Raw genomic sequence first — 21,385 nt, 5'->3', positions numbered from 1 at the left:
ACCTCGGCCGGACCCGATGCGAGATCGGGACTAGCCTTCGTCGCACCATGAGCAACCAGGTGGACGACCAGCCGAAGACCCTGCTGGTCACCCTCACGGGCAAGGACCGCCCCGGTGTCACCTCCAGGATCTTCACGGCCCTCGCGGCGGCCGGCGTCGAGGTCGTCGACATCGAGCAGATCGTGCTGCGCCGACGGCTCGTGCTCGGCATCCTGGTGACGGCCCCGCGTGACTGGAAGAAGCTGCGCGACGTCATCGAGCGCACCGCCGCGGACCTCGGCATGCAGGTCGAGGTCGACCGCGGCGCCGGTGACAACCGGAGCCGCGCCGGCGACCGCTCCCACATCACCATCATCGGCAAGCCGCTGCTCGCGTCCGCGATGGCCGCGATCGCCGGGCGGATCGCCGACTCGGGCGCCAACATCGACAAGATCGAGCGGATGGCCCGCTACCCGGTCACCGCGATCGAGCTCCACGTGTCCGGTGCTCCGGCCGACCGGCTGCGGCCACTGCTCGCCGCCGAGGCGGTCAAGCAGGGCATCGACCTCGCGGTGCAGCGCGACTCCCTGCACCGCCGAGGCATCCGCCTGATCGTGATGGACGTCGACTCCACCCTGATCCAGGGCGAGGTGATCGAGATGATCGCCGCCCATGCCGGGCAGGAGGCCGAGGTCGCCCGGGTGACCGAGGCAGCGATGCGCGGCGAGCTCGACTTCGAGGACTCGCTCCGCGAGCGGGTCGCCCTGCTGAAGGGGGTGCCCGCCTCCGCGCTGGACGAGGTGTACGACTCGATCGAGCTCGCACCGGGCGCCCGCACGATGGTGCGCACGCTCCGCCGCCTGGGATACCGGTTCGCGATCGTGTCGGGCGGCTTCAGCCAGATCACGGACCGTCTCGCCGAAGACCTCGGGATCCACTTCGCCCGTGCCAACGAGCTCGAGATCATCGACGGACTGCTCACCGGCCGGATCATCGGCGACGTCGTCGACCGGGCGGGCAAGGCGGTCGCGCTGCGCGAGTTCGCCGACGAGGTCGGCGTACCCCTCGACGCGGTGATCGCGATCGGCGACGGCGCCAACGACCTCGACATGATCAACGCCGCCGGCCTCGGCATCGCCTACAACGCCAAGCCGATGGTGCGCGACGCCGCGGACACCGCCGTCAATGTTCCCTACCTCGACGCGATCCTCTACCTGCTCGGCATCTCCCGCGAGCAGATCGAGGACGCGGACGCGGCGGTCGGCATCGTCACGCCCGCTCCCCCGCTGTTCGAGTGAGCCTGCCGACTACCACGCAGCCGCCGATGTCCTGATCGACCTCGACGCCGGCGGTGAGTCCCGCGGCCTCCAACGCCGCGATCGTGAGGCCCGCCTGGCCGGGGCTGGTCTCGACGAGCAGCACCCCACCGGGCACCAGCCAGCCGGCCGCCCCGGCGGCGATCCGCCGGTGGAGGTCGACGCCGTCCGCTCCCCCGTCCAGCGCGGTCCGCGGCTCGTGGTCGCGCGCCTCCGGCGGCATGTCGGCGATCCGGTCGGTCGGCACGTACGGCGCATTCGCCGCGAGCACGTCGATGCGCCCACGCAGCCGACTCGGGAGCGCGTCGTAGAGGTCGCCCAGGTGTGCGGCCGCAGCGGGCACGTTGGTCCGCGCGCAGGCGAGCGCCACCTCGCTCACGTCGGCGACGTGCAGCTCGGCGTCCGTGTCGAGGCTGGCGGCCACCGGACCGACCCCGCAGCACAGCTCGACCACGACCGGGCGCCCGTTCCGGGCCGCGACCTCGCGCCGGGTCATACGCGCGAGCAGCTCGGTGCGGCGGCGCGGCACGAAGACGCCGGGCACCACGACCAGCCGGCGGCCGAGGAACTCGACCCACCCGAGCACTGTCTCCAGCGGCTCGCCGGCCACCCGGCGCACGACGAGCACCTCCAGCTCCGCAGCGTCAGCAGCCGCGGACTCCAGCAGCGCCGCCTCGTCCTCGGCCCAGACGCACCCGGCGGCGCGCAGCCGGGCGACGGGGTCGGTCACGCGCCGCCGACGTGGAAGGCCTCGAGGCGACCGGTGCCTGGGCCGAGGTCGGACCACGGGCCGTCGACGGCGAACACCGCGAGCGCCGACGTCGGGAAGCCACGGGTGACCAGGTCGGTGATGGCGTCCCCATCACCCTCACCGTCGTCGATCAGCTCCGCGACGAAGGCCATGGTCGGGTTGTGGCCGATGACGACGAGCGTGGTCGCGTCGGCGTCGGTCTCGCGGAGCAGGTCGAAGGCGGAGTCGGAGCCGGCGGCGTAGAGCAGCTCGGAGAACTCGGCGACGTCCTCGTCCCACCCGGCCCCTCCGGCGACCTGCGCCCAGGTCTGGCGCGTGCGCAGCGCGTCGGACACCAGGACGACGTCGGGCGTGATCCCCTGCTCGGCCAGCCACCGCCCGGCGGCCGCGGCGTCGTCCACGCCGCGTGCCGCGAGGGCCCGCTCGTGGTCGGACGGCGCGGTCGACTGGGCCTTCGAATGGCGCATCACCACCAGGCGCCGGGTCGCCCCGTTCACCGCGTCCGCTCCTGACTGCTGCATCCGCCCACCCTTGCAGCCGCTAGCCTGCCTGTCATGCCGAACGGACCACTCATGATCATCGGTGGTGCCGAGGACAAGGTGCGCAAGCCGACCATCCTCAAGCACTTCGTCGCGCTCAGCGGGGGTCGCGACGCCCGCATCGCGGTGATCCCGACGGCCTCCTCGCTCGGGCGCGAGGTGGTCGACGTCTACGACGCCCTGTTCACCAAGTTCGGAGCCTCACGCGTCGACTCCGTGCGTCCGGAGAGCCGCGAGCAGGCCCACGACCCGGTGCTGGTGAAGACCCTCGACGAGGCCACCGGCATCTTCATGACCGGCGGCAACCAGCTCAAGCTGTCGTCGATCGTGTGCGGTACGCCGGTGGGCGACGCGATCCTCCGCGCCCACGAACGCGGCGCGGTCGTCGCCGGCACGTCCGCCGGCGCCAGCATCCAGTCGTCCCACATGGTCGCCTTCGGCGTCGGCGGGGCGACGCCCAAGCAGCGGATGACCCAGGTCGCTGCCGGGCTGGGCCTGGTGAACCACGCCGTCATCGACCAGCACTTCGACCAGCGCAACCGCTACGGCCGGCTCCTGATGATCGTGTCCCAGAGCCCGCAGCTGCTGGGCATCGGCGTCGACGAGGACACGTGCGGACTCGTCGAGGACGTCGACGGCGACCTGGTGATGCGGGTCCTGGGCAAGGGCGCGGTCACCGTCTTCGACGGCTCGCGGATGGTGTCGAACGCGTACGAGGCCACGCGCTCGTCGCCGCTGCTCGCCAGCGGCGTCGTCTTCCACTCGCTGCCCGAGGGGACGGTGTTCAACCTGACCACCCGCGAGCTGCTGCCGCAGGAGCAGGCCGTCGACCCCGAGGACGCCGACGAGCTCGCCGAGGCCACCCGCGACCTGCGCCAGCTGGTGCGCGACATCGCCGCGGCCGACGCGACCCCCGCGGCGATCCGCCGCCGCCTCGCGCTGCGCCGCAACCGCACGACCCCGACGTCCGACTCCGCCCCGACCGATGGAGAGAACGCATGACTGAGCGGCCCACCCCGGACCTGGAGATCATCGAGACGCGCGTCTACCGCGGCGCCAACGTCTGGTCCTACGACAAGTCGATCCACCTCGTCGTCGACCTGGGCTCGCTCGAGCAGTTCCCCACCAACACCATCCCCGGGTTCAGCGAGGACCTCGTCTCGATGCTCCCCGGCCTGCGGGAGCACTCCTGCTCGCGCGGACGCCGTGGCGGGTTCCTCGAGCGGCTCAACGAGGGCACGTGGCTCGGCCACGTGGCCGAGCACGTCGCGCTCGCCCTGCAGCAGCTCGTCGGCCACGACATCCGTCGCGGCAAGACCCGGCAGGTCAAGGGCGAGCCGGGCCGCTACAACATCATCTACGGCTACATCGACGAGAACGTCGGCCTCTCCGCGGGTCGCCTCGCCGTGAAGCTCGTCAACCACCTCGTCGAGGGCGACCCGGACTTCGACTGGGAGACGCAGCGCGACGAGTTCATCCGCCGCGCCGAGCGCACCGCCTTCGGTCCCTCGACGCAGGCGATCGTCGACGAGGCGGTGTCCCGTGACATCCCGTGGATCCGGCTCAACCAGTACTCCCTCGTCCAGCTCGGCCAGGGCGTCCACGCCAAGCGAATCCGCGCGACGATGACCTCCGAGACGTCGTCGATCGCCGTCGACATCGCCTCAGACAAGGACCTCACCACCAAGCTGCTCGGCGCGGCCGGCCTCCCGGTGCCCAAGCAGGAGTCGGTGCGCTCGGCCGACGCCGCGGTCGCCGCCGCCCGCCGGATCGGCTACCCCGTCGTGCTCAAGCCGCTCGACGGCAACCACGGTCGCGGGGTCTGCCTCGACCTGCAGGACGAGGACGACGTACGCGCCGCGTTCCCGATCGCGGAGGGGCAGTCGCGGCGCGGCAACGTCATCGTCGAGTCGTTCGTGACCGGCAAGGACTACCGCTGCCTGATCATCGACGGCCGGATGGTCGCCATCGCCGAGCGCGTGCCCGCGTCGGTGACCGGTGACGGCAGGGCGACCGTGGAGGAGCTCGTCGAGCTGACCAACGCCGACCCGCGCCGAGGCGTCGGCCACGAGAAGGTGCTGACCCGGATCAAGGTCGACGAGGCCGCCCTCGAGGTGCTCGCCGATCAGGGCCACACGCTCGAGTCGGTGCCCGCCGAGGGCGAGATGGTGAAGCTGGCGCTCACCGGCAACATGTCGACCGGCGGCATCTCGATCGACCGCACCTTCGAGGCGCACCCGGAGAACGTCGAGATCGCCGAGGAGGCGGCCCGCATGGTCGGCCTCGACATCGCCGGCATCGACTTCATCTGCCCCGACATCACCGAGCCCGTGCGCGAGGCCGGCGGCGCGATCTGCGAGGTCAACGCGGCCCCCGGCTTCCGCATGCACACGCACCCGACGATCGGCGAGCCGCAGTTCATCGCCAAGCCCGTCGTCGACATGCTGTTCCCGCCCGGTGCGACCTCGCGGATCCCGATCGTCGCCGTGACCGGCACCAACGGCAAGACCACCACCAGCCGGATGATCGCCCACATCTTCAAGGGCCTCGGCCGCAAGGTCGGCATGACCTCCACCGATGGTGTCGTCATCGACGAGCGCCTGGTGATCCGTGCCGACGCCTCCGGCCCCCGCTCGGCCCGGATGGTGCTGCAGAACCCGCGCGTCGACTTCGCCGTCTTCGAGGTCGCCCGCGGCGGCATCCTGCGCGAGGGCCTCGGCTACGAGCGCAACGACGTCGCCGTCGTGCTCAACGTGCAGCCCGACCACCTCGGCCTCCGCGGCATCGACACCGTCGAGCAGCTCGCCGACGTCAAGGCCGTCATCGTCGAGGCGGTGCCGCGCGACGGGCACGCCGTCCTCAACGCTGACGACCCGCTGGTGCGCGAGATGCGCCGCAAGTGCTCGGGCCAGGTCGTCTGGTTCTCGATGGAGGAGCCGGGCAGCGAGGTGCGCGACATGATCGACGCGCACTGCCGCCGCGGCGGCAAGGCCATCGTGCTCAACCCGACCGAGCGCGGCGAGATGATCGTCGTGCAGCACGGCCGCCGCGAGATGCAGCTCGCCTGGACCCACCTCCTTCCGGCGACCTTCAACGGCCGCGCGCGGATGAACGTCCAGAACGCGCTCGGCGCGGCTGCGGCTGCGTTCGCCGCCGGCGCCCCGCTGCACGACATCCGCCAGGGCCTGCGGACCTTCTCGACCAACTACTACCTCTCCCCCGGCCGCCTCAACGAGGTCGACGTCAACGGCGTCAACGTCATCGTCGACTACTGCCACAACGCCCCCGGCATGAGGATGCTCGGCGACTTCGTGGACCGCGTCGGCGACTCGCTGGCGTCCTCGCACGACCTGGCCCGGCCGTCGCGGATCGGCATCATCGCCACCGCGGGCGACCGCCGCGACCAGGACATGATCGACCTCGGCATGGTCGCGGCCCAGCACTTCGACGTCTGCATCGTCCGCGAGGACGTCGCGCTGCGCGGTCGCGAGCGCGGGGCCACCGCTCAGCTCGTGCTGGACGGCGTGCACGCCGCGATGGCCGACGGTGCGCGCTGCAAGCAGGCCGAGCTCGTCGTCGAGGAGATCGAGGCCGTACGCCACGCGATGAGCCGCGCCAACCGCGGCGACCTGGTCGTGGTGTGCGTCGACAAGCACGCCGAGGTGATGTCGGAGCTGGAGAACTGGTCCGACACGGCACAGGCCGGATCGACCTCGAACCCGGACGCGCCCTCGGCCGACCCCGACTACACCCCGCCCGCAGCGGACGCTGAGTGAAGGTCCTCGACCTCGCGGACCTGCCGCACCGCCCGATCGACGCCCACGGGAGCCGCGGGTTCGCGGTGGGTGCCTTCGGCATCAGCGCCGATGCCCACCTGATCGCGGTGTCACTCGCACCCGGCGGCACCATCGGGCGGCACCCTGCCGCCGGGCGACAGCTGCTCCTCGTGCTGTCGGGCGAGGCCGAGGTCGCCGGTGCGGAGGGCGACGTACGCCACCTCACGGCGGGTCAGGCCGCGGTGTGGGAGCCGGGCGAGGTGCACGAGACGCGGTCACCGCGCGGGATGTCGGGGATGATCGTCGAGGGCGACCTCGACATCGGCGCACCCGGCGAGCAGGTCGACCCGGGCGACACCTGATCGGCGCCGCCCACGACTCACGCGCCTGCGGCCCGCACCTTCTGCGACAGCGTCTCCGGGCTGTCCGGAGTGCCGCCGTGGGCGGCGATCCAGTCGTACGCCTCCTGCCGCTCCGCGTGGCACATCAGGCCGACGACGTCGCCCGGCTCCGCGCGCTCGACGAGGGCGGCCAGGCACTGGACCTCGGTCCGGTAGGTGTCGATGTCGGTGACCCCGACCCGCTCGGCGCCGGCGCGCAGGAGCTGGTCGATCTCGTCCATCGTCCGGCCGCGGAGGTACCACTCCTTGTGGCCGATCGCGACCACGTCGCTGCCCTTCGCGCCGATCTCGCCGAGCGCGTCGATCAGCTCGTCGGTGCGGTCGCCGACGGCGCCGAGGCCCAGGAGCAGGCGCGCGCCGGGTCGGCGTACGCCCGCCATGATCTCGAGCAGCGCCTCGAGCCCGGCCTCGTTGTGGGCGAGGTCCATCACCACGGACACGTCGCCGGGCATCGAGAAGAAGTTCATCCGGCCCGGGTTGTGCTCCGCGTCGGGCCGGAACGACGTCAGGCCCGCGACGACGTCCTCGCGCGACAGCCCGATGGCGAGCGACGCCGACGCGGCGGCGAGGGCGTTCTCGATGTTGAAGCGCGAGAGTCCGGCCAGCGTCATCGGGACGTCGACGAGCTCCACCAGCGGGTCGGGGTCGGCGCCGGGTCGCAGCACCGTGATCCAGCCGTCGATGACGGTCGTGGCCCGCCCGCCGCCGTGGCCGAGCACCTCGCGGACGGCCGGCGAGTCGGGGTCGCGGCTGAAGATCCACGGCTGCGCCGCGATCACGGACTGCATCGCGAGCACGCGGGGGTCGTCGCCGTTGAGCACCGCCCAGCCGTCCTTGCGGGTGATCCGCGGCACGACCGACTTCACCTCGGCGAGCTGGTCGACGGTGTCGATGCCCTGGAGGCCGAGGTGGTCGGCCGTCACGTTGGTCACCACGGAGACGTCGTTGCGGGTGATGCCGATGCCCTTGAGCAGGATGCCGCCGCGGGCGGTCTCGGTGACGGCGAGCTGTACGCCGTCGAGCCCGAGCGCGCGGGCCGCACCGGACGGGCCGGAGTAGTCGCCGCCCTCCACCAGGACGCCGTCGCGGTAGATGCCGTCGGTGTTGGACCACCCGACCACGAGCCCGCTCGTCCTCGCGACGTGCGCGATCATCCGACTCGTCGTGGTCTTGCCGTTGGTCCCGGTCACGGCGACCACGGGGATCTTCGGCGTGATCGTCGTGGGACGCGAGCCCCGCTCAGCCGTACGCACCTCCTCCGCGGCCGCGCTGACCGCGGACTCCACGTCGGGGGTCGGCAGCGCGTCGAGGGCGTGCGCCACCGCGTTGCCGAGCGCGGTGGCGCGGCCGCGGTTGCGCCACGGGAACGCGACCACGAGGACGTCGGGGTCGGAGATGGGACGCACCCGGACGGCGAGGCGCCTGGTGCCCGCCTCCCCCGCGATGGCACGCACCAACCGCTCGACCGCCCGCAGCGCGAACCGCTGGCGGAACCCCGACCCGGCGGCACCGGGCCGCGTGGTGCGCAGTCCGATGCGGCGCGCGAAGCGCAGCACCGCCTCGTCGGACGCCTCGGTGATCGTCGAGACATCGAGGGTCAGCTTCACCGCCGCTCGCGGGAAGTAGAGGTTGGGGCCTTCGAGGATGCGCAGCTCGACGAGGGAGGTCACGCGAGGAAACTACCGAAGGGCCGCGATGGGACTAGAGCCCCATGGCGTGGAAGCCACCGTCGACGTGCACGATCTCCCCCGTGGTGGCCGGGAAGAAGTCGCTCAGCAGGGCGCACACGGCCTGTGCGGTCGGCGTGTGGTCGGTCTCGTCCCACCCCAGCGGGGCGCGGTCCTTCCACGCCGACTCGAGGTCCTCGAAGCCCGGGATCGCCTTGGCGGCCAGCGTCTTCAGCGGGCCTGCCGACACCAGGTTGCAGCGGATGCCTTCGGGACCGAGGTCGCGAGCGACGTAGCGGCTCGTGTTCTCGAGCGCCGCCTTCGCCACGCCCATCCAGTCGTACGCCGGCCACGCGGTGGTCGCGTCGAACGTCAGCCCCACGATCGATCCGCCGCGCTGCATCAGCGGGCGGGTGGCGACGGCGAGCGACTTGAGGGAGTACGCCGAGACCTGCACGGCCTGCGCCACGTCCTCCCACGGGCCGGTCATGAACTTGCCGCCGAGCAGCGTCTCCGGGTTGCCGTACGCGATGGAGTGGACGACGCCATCGAGGCCGTCGACGTGCTCGCGCACCTGGTCGGCGAGGCCGGCGAGGTGGTCGTCGTCGGTGACGTCGAGCTCGAGCACCGGCGCCTCCTGCGGCAGCCGCTTGGCTATCCGCTTCGTGATGTTGAGCGCGCGGCCGAAGTTGGAGATCAGCACCGTGGCGCCCTGCTCCTGCGCGACCCGCGCCGTGGCGAAGCCGATCGAGCTGTCCATCGTGACGCCGGCGACGAGGATGCGCTTGCCGTCGAGGATTCCCATGTGCGTGTTCTCCTGCTTCGTGGTCAGCGGGTGGGTGGTCAGTGGCCCATGCCGAGGCCGCCGTCGACCGGGATCACGGCCCCGGTGACGTAGGCGGCGCCGTCGGAGGCGAGCCAGGTGACGGCCGAGGCGACCTCGGCCGGTGAGGCGTAGCGACCGAGCGGCACCTGCGTCTTGATGAGGGCCTTCTGGTCGTCGGTGAGCACATCGGTCATGTCGGTCTCGACGAAGCCGGGCGCGACCACGTTGGTCGTGATCGAACGGCTGCCGAGCTCGCGCGCGAGCGATCGCGCGACACCCACGAGACCGGCCTTGGAGGCGGCGTAGTTGACCTGGCCGGCCGAGCCGAGCAGGCCGACGACCGAGGAGATCAGGATGATCCGGCCGCGGCGCAGGCGCAGCATGCCCTTGGCGGCGCGCTTGGCGAGCCGGAAGGTGCCGGTGAGGTTGGTGTCGATGACCGACGACCAGTCGTCCTCGCTCATCCTGAGCAGGAGCGTGTCCTTGGTGATCCCGGCGTTGGCGACGAGCACCTCGACCGGACCGTGGGCCTCCTCGACCTGCTTGAAGGCGGCTTCGACGGCGTCGGGGTCGGTGATGTCGCAGCGCACGTCGAGGGCGCCCTCGGGCGCGCCGCCGTTGCGGGTGGTGACCGCGACCTTGTCGCCCTGGGCGATGAAGGCCTCGGCGATCGCGCGGCCGATGCCGCGGTTGCCGCCGGTGACCAGGACGGAACGGGGCTCGGACCGGGACTCAGTGCTGGGGATCTCGCTCACGCTCCACGACGCTAGTGATTACCGGGGGGTATCCTGAAATGGCCTGATTCCGAGTGATCACTCGTCCTCGAGGCGGAAGCCGACCTTCATCCCGACCTGGAAGTGCTCGACGGCGCCGTCCTTCGCCTGGCCGCGGACCTGGGTCACCTCGAACCAGTCGATGTGGCGCAGCGTCTGGCCGGCGCGCTCGATGCCGTTGCGGATGGCCTGGTCGATTCCGTCGGGCGAGGTGCCGACGATCTCGGTGACCCGGTAGGTGCGATTCGTCATGGGGTTCTCCTCCGTGTGCAGGAACACTGCGCGGTGCCGCTTCCGGCCCGTGTCCTCGGGAGCCTAGCGACGTACTGTGGAGGGCATGGCCAAGGCGGACGCAGTACGCATCACGACGGCACGCAGCAGCGCGGCCGACGACATGAGGTCGCGACAGGTGCGCTACGCCGTGTCGATGAGCATCCGCTTTGTCTGCTTCTTCGCCGCGGTCCTCGTCGGACCGGGGGTCTTTCGATGGATCCTCGTCGCGGCGGCGGTCTTCCTGCCTTTCTTCGCGGTGGTCATTGCGAACGCCGGAGACCAGCGCGACGACGGATTCCGTCTGCCCGACGGCCCCGGCGCCAAGGAACTGACGGCCGGCGATCCTGAACGTTGAGGAAAATTTGAAGAAACGCGCTCATCCGAAAGTTTGGTTTTCACCAACCCCCGTGGAATGATCTGGCTCGCGAGCACAGCATCCCCCGTCTGTGTTTCGCATCTGAGGTGCCGGACAGCTTCCCCCCGTGGCTGTCCGGCACCTCTTCTTTTCGCCCGCTGACACCCTGCTCGCCCCTGACCCGTGCCGCCCCGGGAGGCCCTCGATGGACGACCTCGACCGCGCGATCTGCTCCGCCAAGGGCTGTCAGGCCGACGCCGCGTGGGACCTGCAGTGGAACAACCCGAAGATCCACACCCCGGACCGCCGCAAGTCGTGGCTGGCGTGCGAGGAGCACCGGGCCTCGCTGTCCGACTTCCTCGGCGCCCGCGGGTTCCTGCGGGACGTCGTCCCGCACGAGCAAGGCTGAGCCTCAGGTCCTCGACGCCTCGGACGCCAAGAGCCGGTCGCGCGACCACTCGCCCGTGACCCCGGACACCCCCAGGACCACCAGCAACAGCGGGGCGTAGAGGTACGCGGACTCGGCCAGGGTCAGGGTGAAGGGGAGCCCGATGGCCAGGACGACGAACGCCACGAGGCCGGGCCAGACGAGGCGACCGTTGCGGCCCGGCCGGGGACCCATCGTGCCCCTGGCGTCCTGGCGGCCCATGGGGACACCCAGCAGCGCGCCGACGGCCACCGCACCGACCAGCCACCAGGGACTCGGGCGGGCATGGTCAACGACCTGCGGCAGGAGGACGTACGCCGCTGCCCCGACGTCGGCGAGGATCGCGAGCCGCCAAGCAGGGATCGGCCCGAACCACGAGCTGTAGGGGACGAGCTCTGGCTGGGAGCCCCGGCTCATCCGCCGATGGCGGACATCGGACGGTCGGGCTGGAGGAAGGTCACGTCGTCGATGCCGTGCCCGGCGCGCTTGCCGCGCATCGCGACCACCCAGCGCCCGGCGATCTCCTCGTCGGTCGCACCCGAGCGCAGGGCACCGCGCAGGTCGGACTCCTCGCGCGCGAAGAGGCAGTTGCGGACCTGGCCGTCGGCGGTGAGCCGGACGCGGTCGCAGTCTCCGCAGAAGGGGCGCGTGACGGAGGCGATGATGCCGACCGTGGCGGGACCGCCGTCGACGTCGAACAGCTCGGCCGGCGCGCTCCCCCGCGGCTCCCCGTGCGGGGTGAGCGTGAACTCGGGGGTGAGCTGGTCGAAGATCTCGTCGGCCGTCACCATCTCGGCCCGGCTCCAGTCGTGCTGGGCGTCGAGCGGCATCTGCTCGATGAAGCGCAGCTCGTAGCCGTGCTCGATGCTCCACCGCAGCAGCTCGGCCGCCTGGTCGTCGTTGGTGCCGCGCAGCAGCACGGCGTTGAGCTTGATCGGGCCGAGGCCGGCAGCCTTGGCCGCCTCGAGGCCCGCGATCACGTCCTGGAGCCGGTCGCGGCGGGTGATGGTGGCGAAGGTCTCCGGGCGGACCGTGTCGATGCTGGCGTTGATCCGGTCGAGCCCGGCATCGGCCAGGGCCTGCGCGGTGCGCGACAGCCCGAGCGCGTTGGTGGTGAGCGAGGTCTCGACGCCCAGCGCGTGGGTGCGACCGACGATGTCGACCAGGCCGCGCCGCAGGAGCGGCTCTCCCCCGGTGAAGCGCACCTCGCGGACCCCGAGCCGCTCGACCCCGATCGTGATCAGCCGGACGATCTCGTCGTCGGTCAGCGTCTGCTCGGTCGGCAGCCAGTCGAGGCCCTCGGCGGGCATGCAGTAGTTGCACCGCAGGTTGCATCGATCGGTCAGGGACACGCGCAGGTCCGTGGCCACGCGGCCGAAGCGGTCTGCCAGAGGTGTCGTCACACACCCCAGCCTACGGGGCACCCTGCACGGGTGCTGGGGCGTCCCGGATAACCTCGCTGCGTGCCTTCGCTGCGGTTCCTGGTCTCGCGTCGCTGGATCGCCTTCGCACTCGTGGTCGTCTTCCTCGCCTGGGTCGCCTGGCGCCTCGGCGAGTGGCAGTTCAACCGGCTCGAGGACCGCCGCGATCGCAACGCGATCATCGAGCGTAACGAGGAGGCGGGGCCCGCGCCCGTCTCCGAGGTGATGGCCCCCGGCGAGCCCGTCGCCGAGGAGTCTGAGTGGCGCATCGTCGAGGCGACCGGGACCTATGCGGTCGAGGACACCGTGATCGTGCGCTACCGGACCCGCGAGGGTGAGGCCGGCGTCGACGTCGTGGTCCCGCTGGTGCTGGCGGACGGGTCGAGCCTGCTGGTGGACCGCGGCTGGTACGCCACCACCAACCGCGGCGCGACCACCGCCGACGTACCTGCGCCGCCGCCCGGCGAGGTCGACGTGACGGCATGGGTACGCCGCGACGCCGAGGGCGACAGCACGCGGGTCAGCGCCCAGTCGACGCGCGCCGTCGACAGCGAGGAGATCGGCAAGGCGCTCGGCCGCGAGGTGCTGGGTGGCTGGGTCGACCTCCGCTCGGAGTCGCCCGAGCCCGCCGAGGCACTCGTCCCGGTCGAGCTGCCCGAGCTCGACAGCGGACCACACTTCTTCTACGGCCTGCAGTGGTGGTTCTTCGGCGTCCTGGCCGTCTTCGGCTTCATGTTCCTCGTGTACGACGAGGTGCGCGGCGGGCGCGGCCCGGCCAGACCGGCTACCAGGACGGTCGCGAAGGCGCCCGCGGCGCGGCGCAAGACCTGGCGCGACCGCCTGGACTCGGCGCGCGAGGACGACCTCGACGAGGACCCGTCACAGGCTGCGGAGCAGCCCGCCGTCGACCGGGAGCATCACGCCCGTCAGGAATGACGCCGCGGGCGACAGCAGGAAGGCCGCCACCGCGCCGAACTCCTCCGGCGCGCCGTAGCGACCGAGAGGGATGCTCGCCTCCGCCGCGCGCCGCGCCGCTTCGGCGTCGCCGGTCGACGCGTCGAGCTCGGCCACCCGGTCGGTGGCGATCCGGCCCGGCAGGAGCCCGTTGACCCGCACTCCCTTCGGTCCGAGCTCGTCGGCGAGGGTCTTGGCGACCATCGCCAGGCCCGGACGCAGCCCGTTGGAGATCGCCATCTCGGGCAGCGGCGCACGCACGCTGGAGGAGAGCACCAGGCCGAGCGAGCCGCCCGACGGCAGCGCGGAGCCGATCTCGCGCGCGAGGCGTACGGCTCCCAGGAACACCGACTCGAAGGCCGCGCTCCACTGGCCGTCGGTGATCGTGGTGACGGGACCCTTCGGCGGACCACCGACGCTGATCAGTGCTCCGTCGACACGACCCCACGCCTCGTCGGCCGCCGCGAGCAGGCGGGTCGGCGTCCCCGGGTCGGCGTTGTCGGCGACCACGCCCAGGGCCGCGGCGCGACCGGCGTCCTCGTCGAGCGCCGCCGTTGCCTCGTCGAGCGAGTCCTGCGAGCGCCCCGAGATGACGACCCGCGCCCCCTCCGCGACCAGCGCGTGGGCGCTGGCCCGGCCGAGGCCGCGGGCTCCCCCGCTGACGAGGTAGACACGGTCGGTGAGCTGGAGGTCCATGTCCCGACCGTAGGCCACGCCGACCAGGCGGTCAGCGCTCGGTGACCCCACGCAGGGCCGACCCGAGCGAGCGGGTCTGGTTCAGCAGCCGGAGGGCGGGACCTGTGTCAGGGAGGTCCGGGACGGGCGACCAGAGCTCGTCGGCGTCCCGCACCACCTCGGCGTCACCGACGAGCTCCTCGAGGTCGGTCACGAGCGCCCCGCGCGACGCGTCGCCCTTCAGCGCGGCCCGGATCCGGTCCTCCTCGACCGGCTCGTCGGAGGCGATCAGTACGGCGTTGCCGAACCGCAGCCCGTGCAGCGAGGACCCCTGCACGATCATCGCGACCTGCGCGAACTCGGCGCGCAGCGTCGCGAGCTCACGCCGCGTGAAGCCCAGGTCGCCGCCGGCCACCGAGTTGACCAGCAGGACACCACTGGGCTTCAGGAGGGCCCGGGCGGCCGCGAAGCACTCGGCCGAGGTGAAGGACGCCGGGATACGTCCACCGGCGAAGACGTCGATGACGACGGCGTCGCAGGCGCCGCGGGTCCACTCATCCCGACCACCCCCGTCGAGCCACGCGCGCGCGTCGGCGACGTCCACGACGATGCCCTCGGGCAAGGGGAAACGGTCGCGCACCAGCGCGGCGAGGGCCGCGTCGAGCTCGACCGCGACCTGGCGAGCGTGCGGACTCCCGCTCGCCACCGCCCGCGGGAGGGTCATCAGTCCGCCGCCGAGGTGCACGAGGCTCCGCCGGTCCTCGCCGAGCGCGGCGAGCAGCCACCGCGTGGTCGCGAGCGGCGGCGGCTCACCGGCTGCGACCACGTGGGACTGACGGATGCCGTCGATCTGAAGGATCCACCCACCGTCACGCGCGATCAGCTCGGCTTCCCTCCCGTCCGAGAGGACCACCGTCTCCCTCTCGGAGACCTGATCGCCTTCGCCTACGGTGGGCCTGCTCACTTCGCCGGCTCCCAGTTCCCCGCATCGCCGAGCAAAGTGGCCGAGGCGCCCGTGTCCGGGAGCACTGCGTTCATGCTGCGCGAGCTCAGCGTGACGACGGGATCGAGGGCGAGCGGCAGCGCGACGGCTTCCTCGATGAGCTGGGCCTCGATGGCGACCTGGAGGTCCCGCGCGTCGTAGACGTCCACCGTCTGGTCGAGCTGCTCCACCAGCCGCTCCCGCTCCGGGCTCCGGTCGCCCGTCAGCGGCGAGCGACGCTTGCCGCCCCACACGGCCGTGATGTCGGTGGGTGCCTCCGGAAGAGGGATCGCCACGAGCACTGCCTGCCACGTCGCGCGCCCCTTCGGCGATGCCGAGATGTCGGGCTCACCGCAGTCGGTCACGACCCAGCCGGCCTCGGCCACGGACTGCGCGAGCCCGCGTAGGGCTCCGGCAGCGAACGGGTCGTCGGAGTCGTGGCGTACGCACACCTCGGCGCCACCCGGCACGCCTGCCCGGGTGCGTTCGAGCGCCGAGTCGGTCACATCTGCCTCGAAGGCAGCTCGGTAGCCGGCGTCCTCGAGGGCGATCTCGTAGCCGTCCGACTCCGGCGCGAAGAGGAGTGACTGGGTGCTGGAGTAGGCGTCCTCCCAGTCCCCCGCACCCGCCGACCGGACGTCGGCGGGCGTCGTGGCCCGCAGGAAGGCGCGGCGAGCCTCGACCGAGGCGAACACGCCGTGGGTGCGCAGTGCCAGCGTCCAGACCTGTCCGGCGTGCGTGTAGGCCACGTGGTGGTCGCGCCGGACGAGGCCGCGCACCGTCGCGAAGCTGTCGACCGCCGGGTCGAGCTGCACCACGTCGAGGTCCTCGGGGAAGCCGACGAGCGGCTCTGCGCCGGCTACCACCTCGATCCGCTCGTAGGACGGCGGAACCCCACCGTCGTAGGCGCGGTTGACCTCGAGCGCAACGGTGGTCGTTGCGCCCTCCGCCTCGATCGCCTTCACCAGGTAGGGCCCGCTTCCGACCCTGAGCTCGTCAGGGACGTCTCCAGATCCATTGACGTCGAACCCGGTGCTCCACACCTCGGCGACATCGGCGAGGGCGTCCTCGTCGTCGGCGAGGATCGCGTCGACGACAGCCTGCTTGGCCTCCATCGGGTCCTCGATCCCGAAGGCGGCCTGACCCACCACGTGCGCCGGGACGGCGACGTCCAGCGCTGTCTGCCACGAGCGGACCGGGCGGGTGAAGGTCACGTCGATCCGCCGCCCGAAGTCGTCCACGTCGGGCACGTCCGCGGTGTTCTGCAGCGCACTCGGTACGGCGTCGAACTCACCGTTGGTCGCACCCGAGCCAGCGGCCCAGGCGAGAAGGAGGTCGGCGGAGTCGATGGGGATCCCGTCGGACCACGTGCGTTCCGCCAGGTCGTATCGCACCGAGAACGCTCCGGGCGACGCATCGAGCACCTCGACGGTCCCGAAGTCCTCGTCGAGGACGACCTCGCCACCGGCGACCCGGGCGAAGCCGTCGTGGGTCACCGCGGCGACCTCCCGGTTGCCCTGGGTGTCACCGTCCACGCTGGCCGTGTTGAGGCTCGTGAGGCTCTGCGACCAGCCGACCCTGACGGACGAGCCCTCGACGACCGACGGGGGAAGGTCAGCCATGCATGCCGTCAGCAGGAGTGCGGCAACCGCCGCGGCGCTTGCTGTGCCGCTCGTACGCGCCCGCAGCCGGCGACGTGAGGCCGTCACGCCCTTCCGACTCGTGCCTCGACCTGTTCGGCCATCTCCTTCAGGGTTGCGCGGTTGCGCCTGCCGTCCAGGAGCGTCTTGGACTCGCCGGGTGCCACGTCGAGCCATAGCTCGATGAGCGACCCGGACCCGGTGTCGGTGATGCGCGCGGAGCCCTGCATGGCGTTGCGGAACGCCTTGCGACCGACCGCGAACAGCAGCTCCGCCGCCCCCGGTGACGCCCCCTCCACGAGTGAGAACCCGTGATCGGCCAGGACCGGGACGAGCGCCTCGCTCGCCTGCATCATGGGAAGCGGGACCTCCACCTGCGTCTGCGCCAAGCTGGCCATGCGTCACACCTTTCGCTTCGGTTGCCGTTCGGGCGGTGACCAGACGCGCTGGTCACTCGGGGTGAACTCGCGCCATCCGATCACGGCGTACTCGAGGATCCGTCGGCGCTCTCGTTCGTCAACTCGGTCGAGCTCTTCCCAATAGCCGAGGGGCATCGCATTGATGCGCCCCTGCTCGACCTCGTCGACCTTGAGCAGACCGCGGCGCACGACGATGTCCAGCACACGTGCACGGGTCCTGAGGTAGCGGTCGCGATCGGCGGTGTCCACAGGTCCGCGAAGGGGCGGCTGCGTCCTCTCGCGCTTCGACGGACGGGGGGTCGACAGCAGCGACGCCACAGCAAGGGCAGCACCCAGGGCGCCCATCGCGACCACAGCGATCGACAGCCAGGACGGTGCCACGTCGGACGGCAGCGTACGGAGCAGGATGAACGCCACGGCACTGGCGACGACCGTCACGATGCCGAACACGAGGTCACGCGTGTGTCGGCGCCGCGCCCGCACCACCTCGACGAGGTAGAGGGCGTATGCCAGGGAACCCACGCCGAATGCCAGCCCGCTGACGGTGATCCACGGATCCGTGCCTCCGGGCGGTGCTTCCTGCCCGGCCAGCCAGATCGCCAGCAGTCCCACCAGGGCCACTCCGGGACCGAGCAGGAAGAACACGCCCATGCTCAGCCAGCCGACAGCCCCGATCGCACCCACCCACCACGCCGTGCCGGTGCCGGCGAGCGGTGCGCGGGCGAGGACCCCGGCTTCCACCTCGCCGAGGCGCAGCGGCTGGCTGAAGGGGTGCGTGCGCGCCCACTCCTCCACTGACTGGTCGTTCACGCTCACCGAGACCTCCTCGTGGATCGGCTCAGGATCCTACAGACGCGCATGACGGGCCTCGCGGCTCGCCACGCAGCGTCACCTCCCGACGGGGTCCGGCGCCCGCCACGTCAGGCTGGCGGCGATCGCGTCGAAGAGGAAGCGGTGCGCATTCATGGAGTCCGAATCGACGGACACATCCAACGGCCGGGCGAAACCGGCCACGAGCACGAGCGCGCGCCGGCGCTTGCTGCCGGGGACCGGGGTCATGTACACCACCGAGTGGTTGACGATCGTGTCCGTGCCGACCCTGACGTTGCGCTCGGTCTCGAAACGGAGCGTGCCCTTGTCCCCGAGCAAGGGCTCGGCCCCCTGGTCGCGGATCAGCGACCGCACGAGGTCGTCCAGGTTGGTGCCCGGCTCGGCATGCTTGATCGAGGCGTTGATGGACGCCGGGATCGCCAGCGTGTCGGGGCCGGGTTCGGTCGCCGTGAAGTAGGCGATCACGCCCGCCTTGCGCATGTCAGCGAACGACTGCTCGAGGTGGGCCTTCATCTCGGCGTAGACCTGTGGCTGGTGGTTCTCGAAGCATCGCCTCTTGAGCTGCGCGAGGAGGGTGTCGTAGGAGCCGTCCTCGAGACCGTGCCTGGCCCAACCGGGTGGCAGCACCAGGTCGAACTCCGGGTCTGGTCGAACCCCGATCTCGTCGCGCAAGGTCACGACACTCCTTCTTCGTTCGACGGCCACTCGTCGCCGGTGATGATCGGAGCCGTGGAGGGCTGTGCCGTGAAGGCACGGCCGTCCGGCCGGCTGACAGCAAGGGCGTTCACGAACATCCCGATCCCCACCATCGCGGGGCCGACGAGCTGCGGGAGGGAGGGCTCGAGGTTGACCAGGATCGCCGCCTCGTCGTCCGCGAAGACGTAGACGACCGTCACGAGCTCTTCCGGACCGTCGTCGGATTCGACGGTGACCTCGGTGGTGATCTGCACCCCCGGTCCGAGGTTGCGCGCCTCGACGGCGTGCATCCGGCCTTGGATGTCGCCCCAGGCGGGAAGGTCCTCGATGCGAGCGAGGTTCACGTGGCACATCACTGCGGCCGGTGCGCGCACCGGCCACACCATGTACATCGCGTAGGACTCCGCGTCCGCGCGTGCATCCAGTCCGGACTCGATCAACCCACGGATCTCGGCCTCGGAGACCGGCTCCCCGCCGCCCTCCGGGGCGGACACCAGCTCGAGCACCGTCGGGGTGACCTCGTCGACCCAGCCACGTCGCTGAGCGGCATCCATGTCCTCGGGCAGCCAGACCCAGCCCGGCAGATCGACGTCCTCCGCGAGATCCAGGGACCAAGCGCCGGCAGAAGCAGCTTCGCCCATCAGATGAAGCTCATCCACTTCGGGGGCTTCATCTCAGAGTTGCCGGTGACGGTGCCGATCTTGCCGATGTGGCCGCTGAAGGTCGTGAACTTCGACGCCAGGACGTCGACGCCGATCGCGAAGTTGCGCAGCCCGCTGTTGCTCGTGAAGGCCTGCCGCAGCGCCTGAGCCTGGGCATAGTTGCTGCCCGTGAAGTACATCTTGTAGTGGCCCTTCTTCACGCTCTGTACGGACGCACCGAAGATGTTGTCGGTGATCTGGGACTTCTTCAGGAACGTGAAGGCCTTGCCGCCCTTGGCAGTCATGAACTTGCTGATGGGCCCCTTGGACAGGGCGCCCCACACCCGCTTGATCGCTCCGCCCTTGCCGAGGGCGGAGGCGAGCTTGGGGAACTGGGCAAGCTTCGTCAGGTGCGTGATCTTCCCGACCGGGACGATGGCGAGCCCGGCGAAGATGAGGTCGGTCAGCGACTTCTCCCCGTGCGCGTACTGAGCAGCGGTCAGTGCGAACACCAGGACACCGAGCCCGAGTGCGATGAGCGCCAGCACCCAGCCACCGGCGAAGAAGGCGACGACGGCGATGATCAGGGCGGCCCAGCTCAAGATGGTGACCAGCACGTCGACGAAGGAGCTGATGTTGTCCCAGAAGCTGTCCTTGATGGAGCCGGCCATCGCGTCACCGATGTTGTTGCACGCGGTGTCGAAGGCGTTCTCCCAGGTGTCGTAGCCACCGTCGAACGCCTCCGCCGACTCCAGCCAGTCCTCGTAGGCGGCGGCCTTGGCTGCATTGTTCTCAGCCTTCTCCTTCGCCTCGGGGCTGTCCTTGTCGTAGCCGCCTACGCCCAGGATCCCGCCACCGGCTTCGGGAGTCGTGCTGCCCTCCCGGTCACCGGGCAGGCTCTCGTAGGTCGCCCACTTGGTCTCGCAGTCGTCGGCGCTGTTGTTGATGACCGGCTGGCAGCCGTCGAGCTCGTTGCCGTAGGTGGTGATGACCGGCCCGACGGGCTTGTAGAGGTCGCCGGCCTCGCGCAGCTTCTCGTAGGAGTCGCCGATCGCTTCCTTGAGCTTCTCGATCGCCTTGCCCTTCTGGCTCCCGTCGCCGACCGCCTCGTTCTTGATCGTCTCGAGCGTGTCCGCGCAGTCGAGCATCTTGTCGCCGAGGTCGGTGATCGCCTCGCCCCGAGTGATGATGTCGCCCGGGCGGCCCTCGACGTGCTCGATCTCCCGACCCTTCGGTGATCGATCCATCGGTAGTTCTCCTTGGTGTCTGGTGGGGCGGCAGTGTGTCGGTGGCAAGCAGGGGAACGCCGCCACCTGTCGGTGTCGGACGTTCTCGATGTCGAACGAGCGAGGAGGGCCTATCCGCCAGTGAGCTGGATGGCCGTCTCGGAGTCCCAGTCCTCGACGCCCTTGATGACGGCATCGACGTGGTCCTTGACTCCCTTGAGGCCGTCCTTCAGGTCGCCCCGCTTGTCATCCCACCGCTCTTCGAACTCCTGGGCCTCTTCCCTCAGCTTGGACTCGCCGAACGGGTCGCCGATGTCCTTCTCGAGCTCCTCCGACAACGACGTCGCGTTGTCGAACTCGGTGATGATCGCCTCGAGCTGGGTGACGACCTGCTCGAGCTCGGAGAGCTTGATGTAGACGTCTGTCATGGTGTGATTCCTTCCGAGCCACCGCGTCGATGGAGCCGCACCGCTAGCGGCGCGGCTCCATCACGGGCGGTCAGCCGCCGGCGAGCTGGTCGTCGAGGTCGCGGATCGCCTGGGCCATGTCGCGCAGGGCCTGAGCCATCTCCGTGACGCCCTCGGACGCGTCCTTGAGGCCGGTGGTCAGCTCCTCGTAGCCCTCCTGGAACTTGCCGGAGGCCTTCTCGGTCTTGAAGCCATCCTGCACCAGCTCGTCGACGTAGCCCTGGCACTCGGTGAGAGCCGACTCGATGGACTCCTTGCCGTCGTCCAGCTTGGTGGCGGTGCTCTCCATCTCGTCGTACGTTGCGCCGAAGTCGCTCATCGTTCAGTCCGTCCTTTTTCCTGTGGGTGCG

25 protein-coding genes are annotated in these 21,385 nt (G+C 70.9%); 7 read left to right on the top strand and 18 right to left on the bottom strand.

Going from position 1 to position 21,385, the window contains the following annotated elements; all coding sequences use genetic code 11:
* The first annotated feature begins 47 nt into the window (after positions 1–47).
* Complete coding sequence (gene serB / locus EUA06_RS03635; RefSeq protein WP_129473611.1) at positions 48–1,277, top strand: phosphoserine phosphatase SerB; 1,230 nt, start codon at positions 48–50, stop codon at positions 1,275–1,277.
* Here serB and EUA06_RS03630 read toward each other — a convergent pair.
* Positions 1,249–2,025 (bottom strand): putative protein N(5)-glutamine methyltransferase, encoded by a 777-nt coding sequence (locus tag EUA06_RS03630; protein ID WP_129473610.1) that lies wholly within the window; start codon positions 2,023–2,025, stop codon positions 1,249–1,251. The genes serB and EUA06_RS03630 overlap by 29 nt on opposite strands.
* Positions 2,022–2,567, bottom strand: a complete 546-nt coding sequence (locus EUA06_RS03625) for a SixA phosphatase family protein (RefSeq protein WP_129473609.1) — start codon at positions 2,565–2,567, stop codon at positions 2,022–2,024. The genes EUA06_RS03630 and EUA06_RS03625 overlap by 4 nt, the downstream gene beginning before the upstream one ends.
* Positions 2,568–2,600: 33 nt before the next feature.
* Between EUA06_RS03625 and EUA06_RS03620 the strand changes: the two genes are divergently transcribed.
* From EUA06_RS03620 to EUA06_RS03610, 3 genes are read left to right on the top strand one after another with little or no spacing between them, the layout of a single operon-like run.
* On the top strand, positions 2,601–3,587 hold the full coding sequence (locus tag EUA06_RS03620) for a cyanophycinase (RefSeq protein ID WP_129473608.1): 987 nt from the start codon (positions 2,601–2,603) through the stop codon (positions 3,585–3,587).
* Entirely contained in the window at positions 3,584–6,361 is a 2,778-nt protein-coding gene (gene cphA, locus EUA06_RS03615; RefSeq protein ID WP_129473607.1) for a cyanophycin synthetase, read from the top strand. The genes EUA06_RS03620 and cphA overlap by 4 nt, the downstream gene beginning before the upstream one ends.
* A complete protein-coding gene (locus EUA06_RS03610; protein WP_129473606.1) occupies positions 6,358–6,723 on the top strand; it encodes a cupin domain-containing protein in 366 nt (121 codons plus the stop codon). Before cphA ends, EUA06_RS03610 begins: the two co-directional genes overlap by 4 nt.
* A gap of 17 nt (positions 6,724–6,740) precedes the next feature.
* Here EUA06_RS03610 and EUA06_RS03605 read toward each other — a convergent pair whose 3' ends face one another.
* From EUA06_RS03605 to EUA06_RS03590, 4 genes are all read right to left on the bottom strand, one after another.
* A complete protein-coding gene (locus EUA06_RS03605; RefSeq protein ID WP_242497941.1) occupies positions 6,741–8,432 on the bottom strand; it encodes a Mur ligase family protein in 1,692 nt (563 codons plus the stop codon).
* A 31-nt stretch (positions 8,433–8,463) separates the two neighbouring features.
* A complete protein-coding gene (fabI, locus tag EUA06_RS03600) occupies positions 8,464–9,234 on the bottom strand; it encodes an enoyl-ACP reductase FabI (protein WP_129473605.1) in 771 nt (256 codons plus the stop codon).
* A gap of 38 nt (positions 9,235–9,272) precedes the next feature.
* Positions 9,273–10,001, bottom strand: coding sequence for a 3-oxoacyl-[acyl-carrier-protein] reductase (gene fabG / locus EUA06_RS03595; protein ID WP_422879743.1), 729 nt, complete (start codon positions 9,999–10,001; stop codon positions 9,273–9,275).
* 66 nt (positions 10,002–10,067) lie between these two features.
* Positions 10,068–10,280 (bottom strand): dodecin, encoded by a 213-nt coding sequence (locus EUA06_RS03590; RefSeq protein ID WP_129473603.1) that lies wholly within the window; start codon positions 10,278–10,280, stop codon positions 10,068–10,070.
* 85 nt (positions 10,281–10,365) lie between these two features.
* Here EUA06_RS03590 and EUA06_RS03585 point away from each other — a divergent pair, with 85 nt between their 5' ends.
* Together EUA06_RS03585 and EUA06_RS03580 are read left to right on the top strand one after the other, a co-directional pair.
* Positions 10,366–10,656, top strand: a complete 291-nt coding sequence (locus EUA06_RS03585) for a DUF3099 domain-containing protein (RefSeq protein WP_129473602.1) — start codon at positions 10,366–10,368, stop codon at positions 10,654–10,656.
* A gap of 205 nt (positions 10,657–10,861) precedes the next feature.
* Positions 10,862–11,065 (top strand): acetone carboxylase, encoded by a 204-nt coding sequence (locus EUA06_RS03580; protein ID WP_129473601.1) that lies wholly within the window; start codon positions 10,862–10,864, stop codon positions 11,063–11,065.
* A 3-nt stretch (positions 11,066–11,068) separates the two neighbouring features.
* On the opposite strand, the gene EUA06_RS03575 is transcribed toward EUA06_RS03580, so the two are convergent.
* Together EUA06_RS03575 and moaA are read right to left on the bottom strand one after the other, a co-directional pair.
* Positions 11,069–11,500 (bottom strand): hypothetical protein, encoded by a 432-nt coding sequence (locus EUA06_RS03575; protein ID WP_129473600.1) that lies wholly within the window; start codon positions 11,498–11,500, stop codon positions 11,069–11,071.
* Positions 11,497–12,486, bottom strand: a complete 990-nt coding sequence (moaA, locus tag EUA06_RS03570) for a GTP 3',8-cyclase MoaA (RefSeq protein ID WP_129473599.1) — start codon at positions 12,484–12,486, stop codon at positions 11,497–11,499. Before moaA ends, EUA06_RS03575 begins: the two co-directional genes overlap by 4 nt.
* 60 nt (positions 12,487–12,546) lie before the next feature.
* On the opposite strand from moaA, the gene EUA06_RS03565 reads away from it, so the two are divergent.
* Positions 12,547–13,440, top strand: coding sequence for an SURF1 family cytochrome oxidase biogenesis protein (locus EUA06_RS03565; RefSeq protein ID WP_129473598.1), 894 nt, complete (start codon positions 12,547–12,549; stop codon positions 13,438–13,440).
* On the opposite strand, the gene EUA06_RS03560 is transcribed toward EUA06_RS03565, so the two are convergent.
* From EUA06_RS03560 to EUA06_RS03515, 10 genes are all read right to left on the bottom strand, one after another.
* Positions 13,384–14,154, bottom strand: coding sequence for an SDR family oxidoreductase (locus EUA06_RS03560; RefSeq protein WP_129473597.1), 771 nt, complete (start codon positions 14,152–14,154; stop codon positions 13,384–13,386). The genes EUA06_RS03565 and EUA06_RS03560 overlap by 57 nt on opposite strands.
* 31 nt (positions 14,155–14,185) lie before the next feature.
* Positions 14,186–15,046: a spermidine synthase gene (locus EUA06_RS03555; protein ID WP_129473596.1), complete on the bottom strand. Its 861-nt coding sequence runs from the start codon at positions 15,044–15,046 to the stop codon at positions 14,186–14,188.
* A 47-nt stretch (positions 15,047–15,093) separates the two neighbouring features.
* On the bottom strand, positions 15,094–16,737 hold the full coding sequence (locus EUA06_RS03550; RefSeq protein ID WP_129473595.1) for a periplasmic substrate-binding domain-containing protein: 1,644 nt from the start codon (positions 16,735–16,737) through the stop codon (positions 15,094–15,096).
* A gap of 83 nt (positions 16,738–16,820) precedes the next feature.
* Complete coding sequence (locus EUA06_RS03545; RefSeq protein WP_129473594.1) at positions 16,821–17,153, bottom strand: hypothetical protein; 333 nt, start codon at positions 17,151–17,153, stop codon at positions 16,821–16,823.
* A 3-nt stretch (positions 17,154–17,156) separates the two neighbouring features.
* Positions 17,157–17,990 carry a hypothetical protein gene (locus EUA06_RS03540; protein ID WP_129473593.1) on the bottom strand — a complete coding sequence of 278 codons (834 nt, stop codon included), beginning with the start codon at positions 17,988–17,990 and terminating at the stop codon, positions 17,157–17,159.
* A 72-nt stretch (positions 17,991–18,062) separates the two neighbouring features.
* Complete coding sequence (locus EUA06_RS03535; RefSeq protein WP_129473592.1) at positions 18,063–18,683, bottom strand: protein TPRXL; 621 nt, start codon at positions 18,681–18,683, stop codon at positions 18,063–18,065.
* The gene (locus EUA06_RS03530; RefSeq protein WP_129473591.1) at positions 18,680–19,342 is read right to left on the bottom strand and encodes a hypothetical protein; all 663 of its coding nucleotides are present in this window, start codon (positions 19,340–19,342) and stop codon (positions 18,680–18,682) included. The genes EUA06_RS03535 and EUA06_RS03530 overlap by 4 nt, the downstream gene beginning before the upstream one ends.
* Complete coding sequence (locus EUA06_RS03525) at positions 19,342–20,589, bottom strand: hypothetical protein (protein WP_129473590.1); 1,248 nt, start codon at positions 20,587–20,589, stop codon at positions 19,342–19,344. The genes EUA06_RS03530 and EUA06_RS03525 overlap by 1 nt, the downstream gene beginning before the upstream one ends.
* Before the next feature lie 110 nt (positions 20,590–20,699).
* Positions 20,700–20,996, bottom strand: coding sequence for a flagellar protein FlgN (locus EUA06_RS03520; protein WP_129473589.1), 297 nt, complete (start codon positions 20,994–20,996; stop codon positions 20,700–20,702).
* A gap of 70 nt (positions 20,997–21,066) precedes the next feature.
* Positions 21,067–21,354 carry a WXG100 family type VII secretion target gene (locus EUA06_RS03515; protein WP_207208178.1) on the bottom strand — a complete coding sequence of 96 codons (288 nt, stop codon included), beginning with the start codon at positions 21,352–21,354 and terminating at the stop codon, positions 21,067–21,069.
* Positions 21,355–21,385: the final 31 nt, after the last annotated feature.

The organism is Nocardioides glacieisoli (assembly GCF_004137245.1).
Lineage (GTDB): Bacteria > Actinomycetota > Actinomycetes > Propionibacteriales > Nocardioidaceae > Nocardioides > Nocardioides glacieisoli.
Note: the sequence above shows the minus strand (reverse complement) of the source record. Positions and strands in the feature narration are given on the sequence as shown.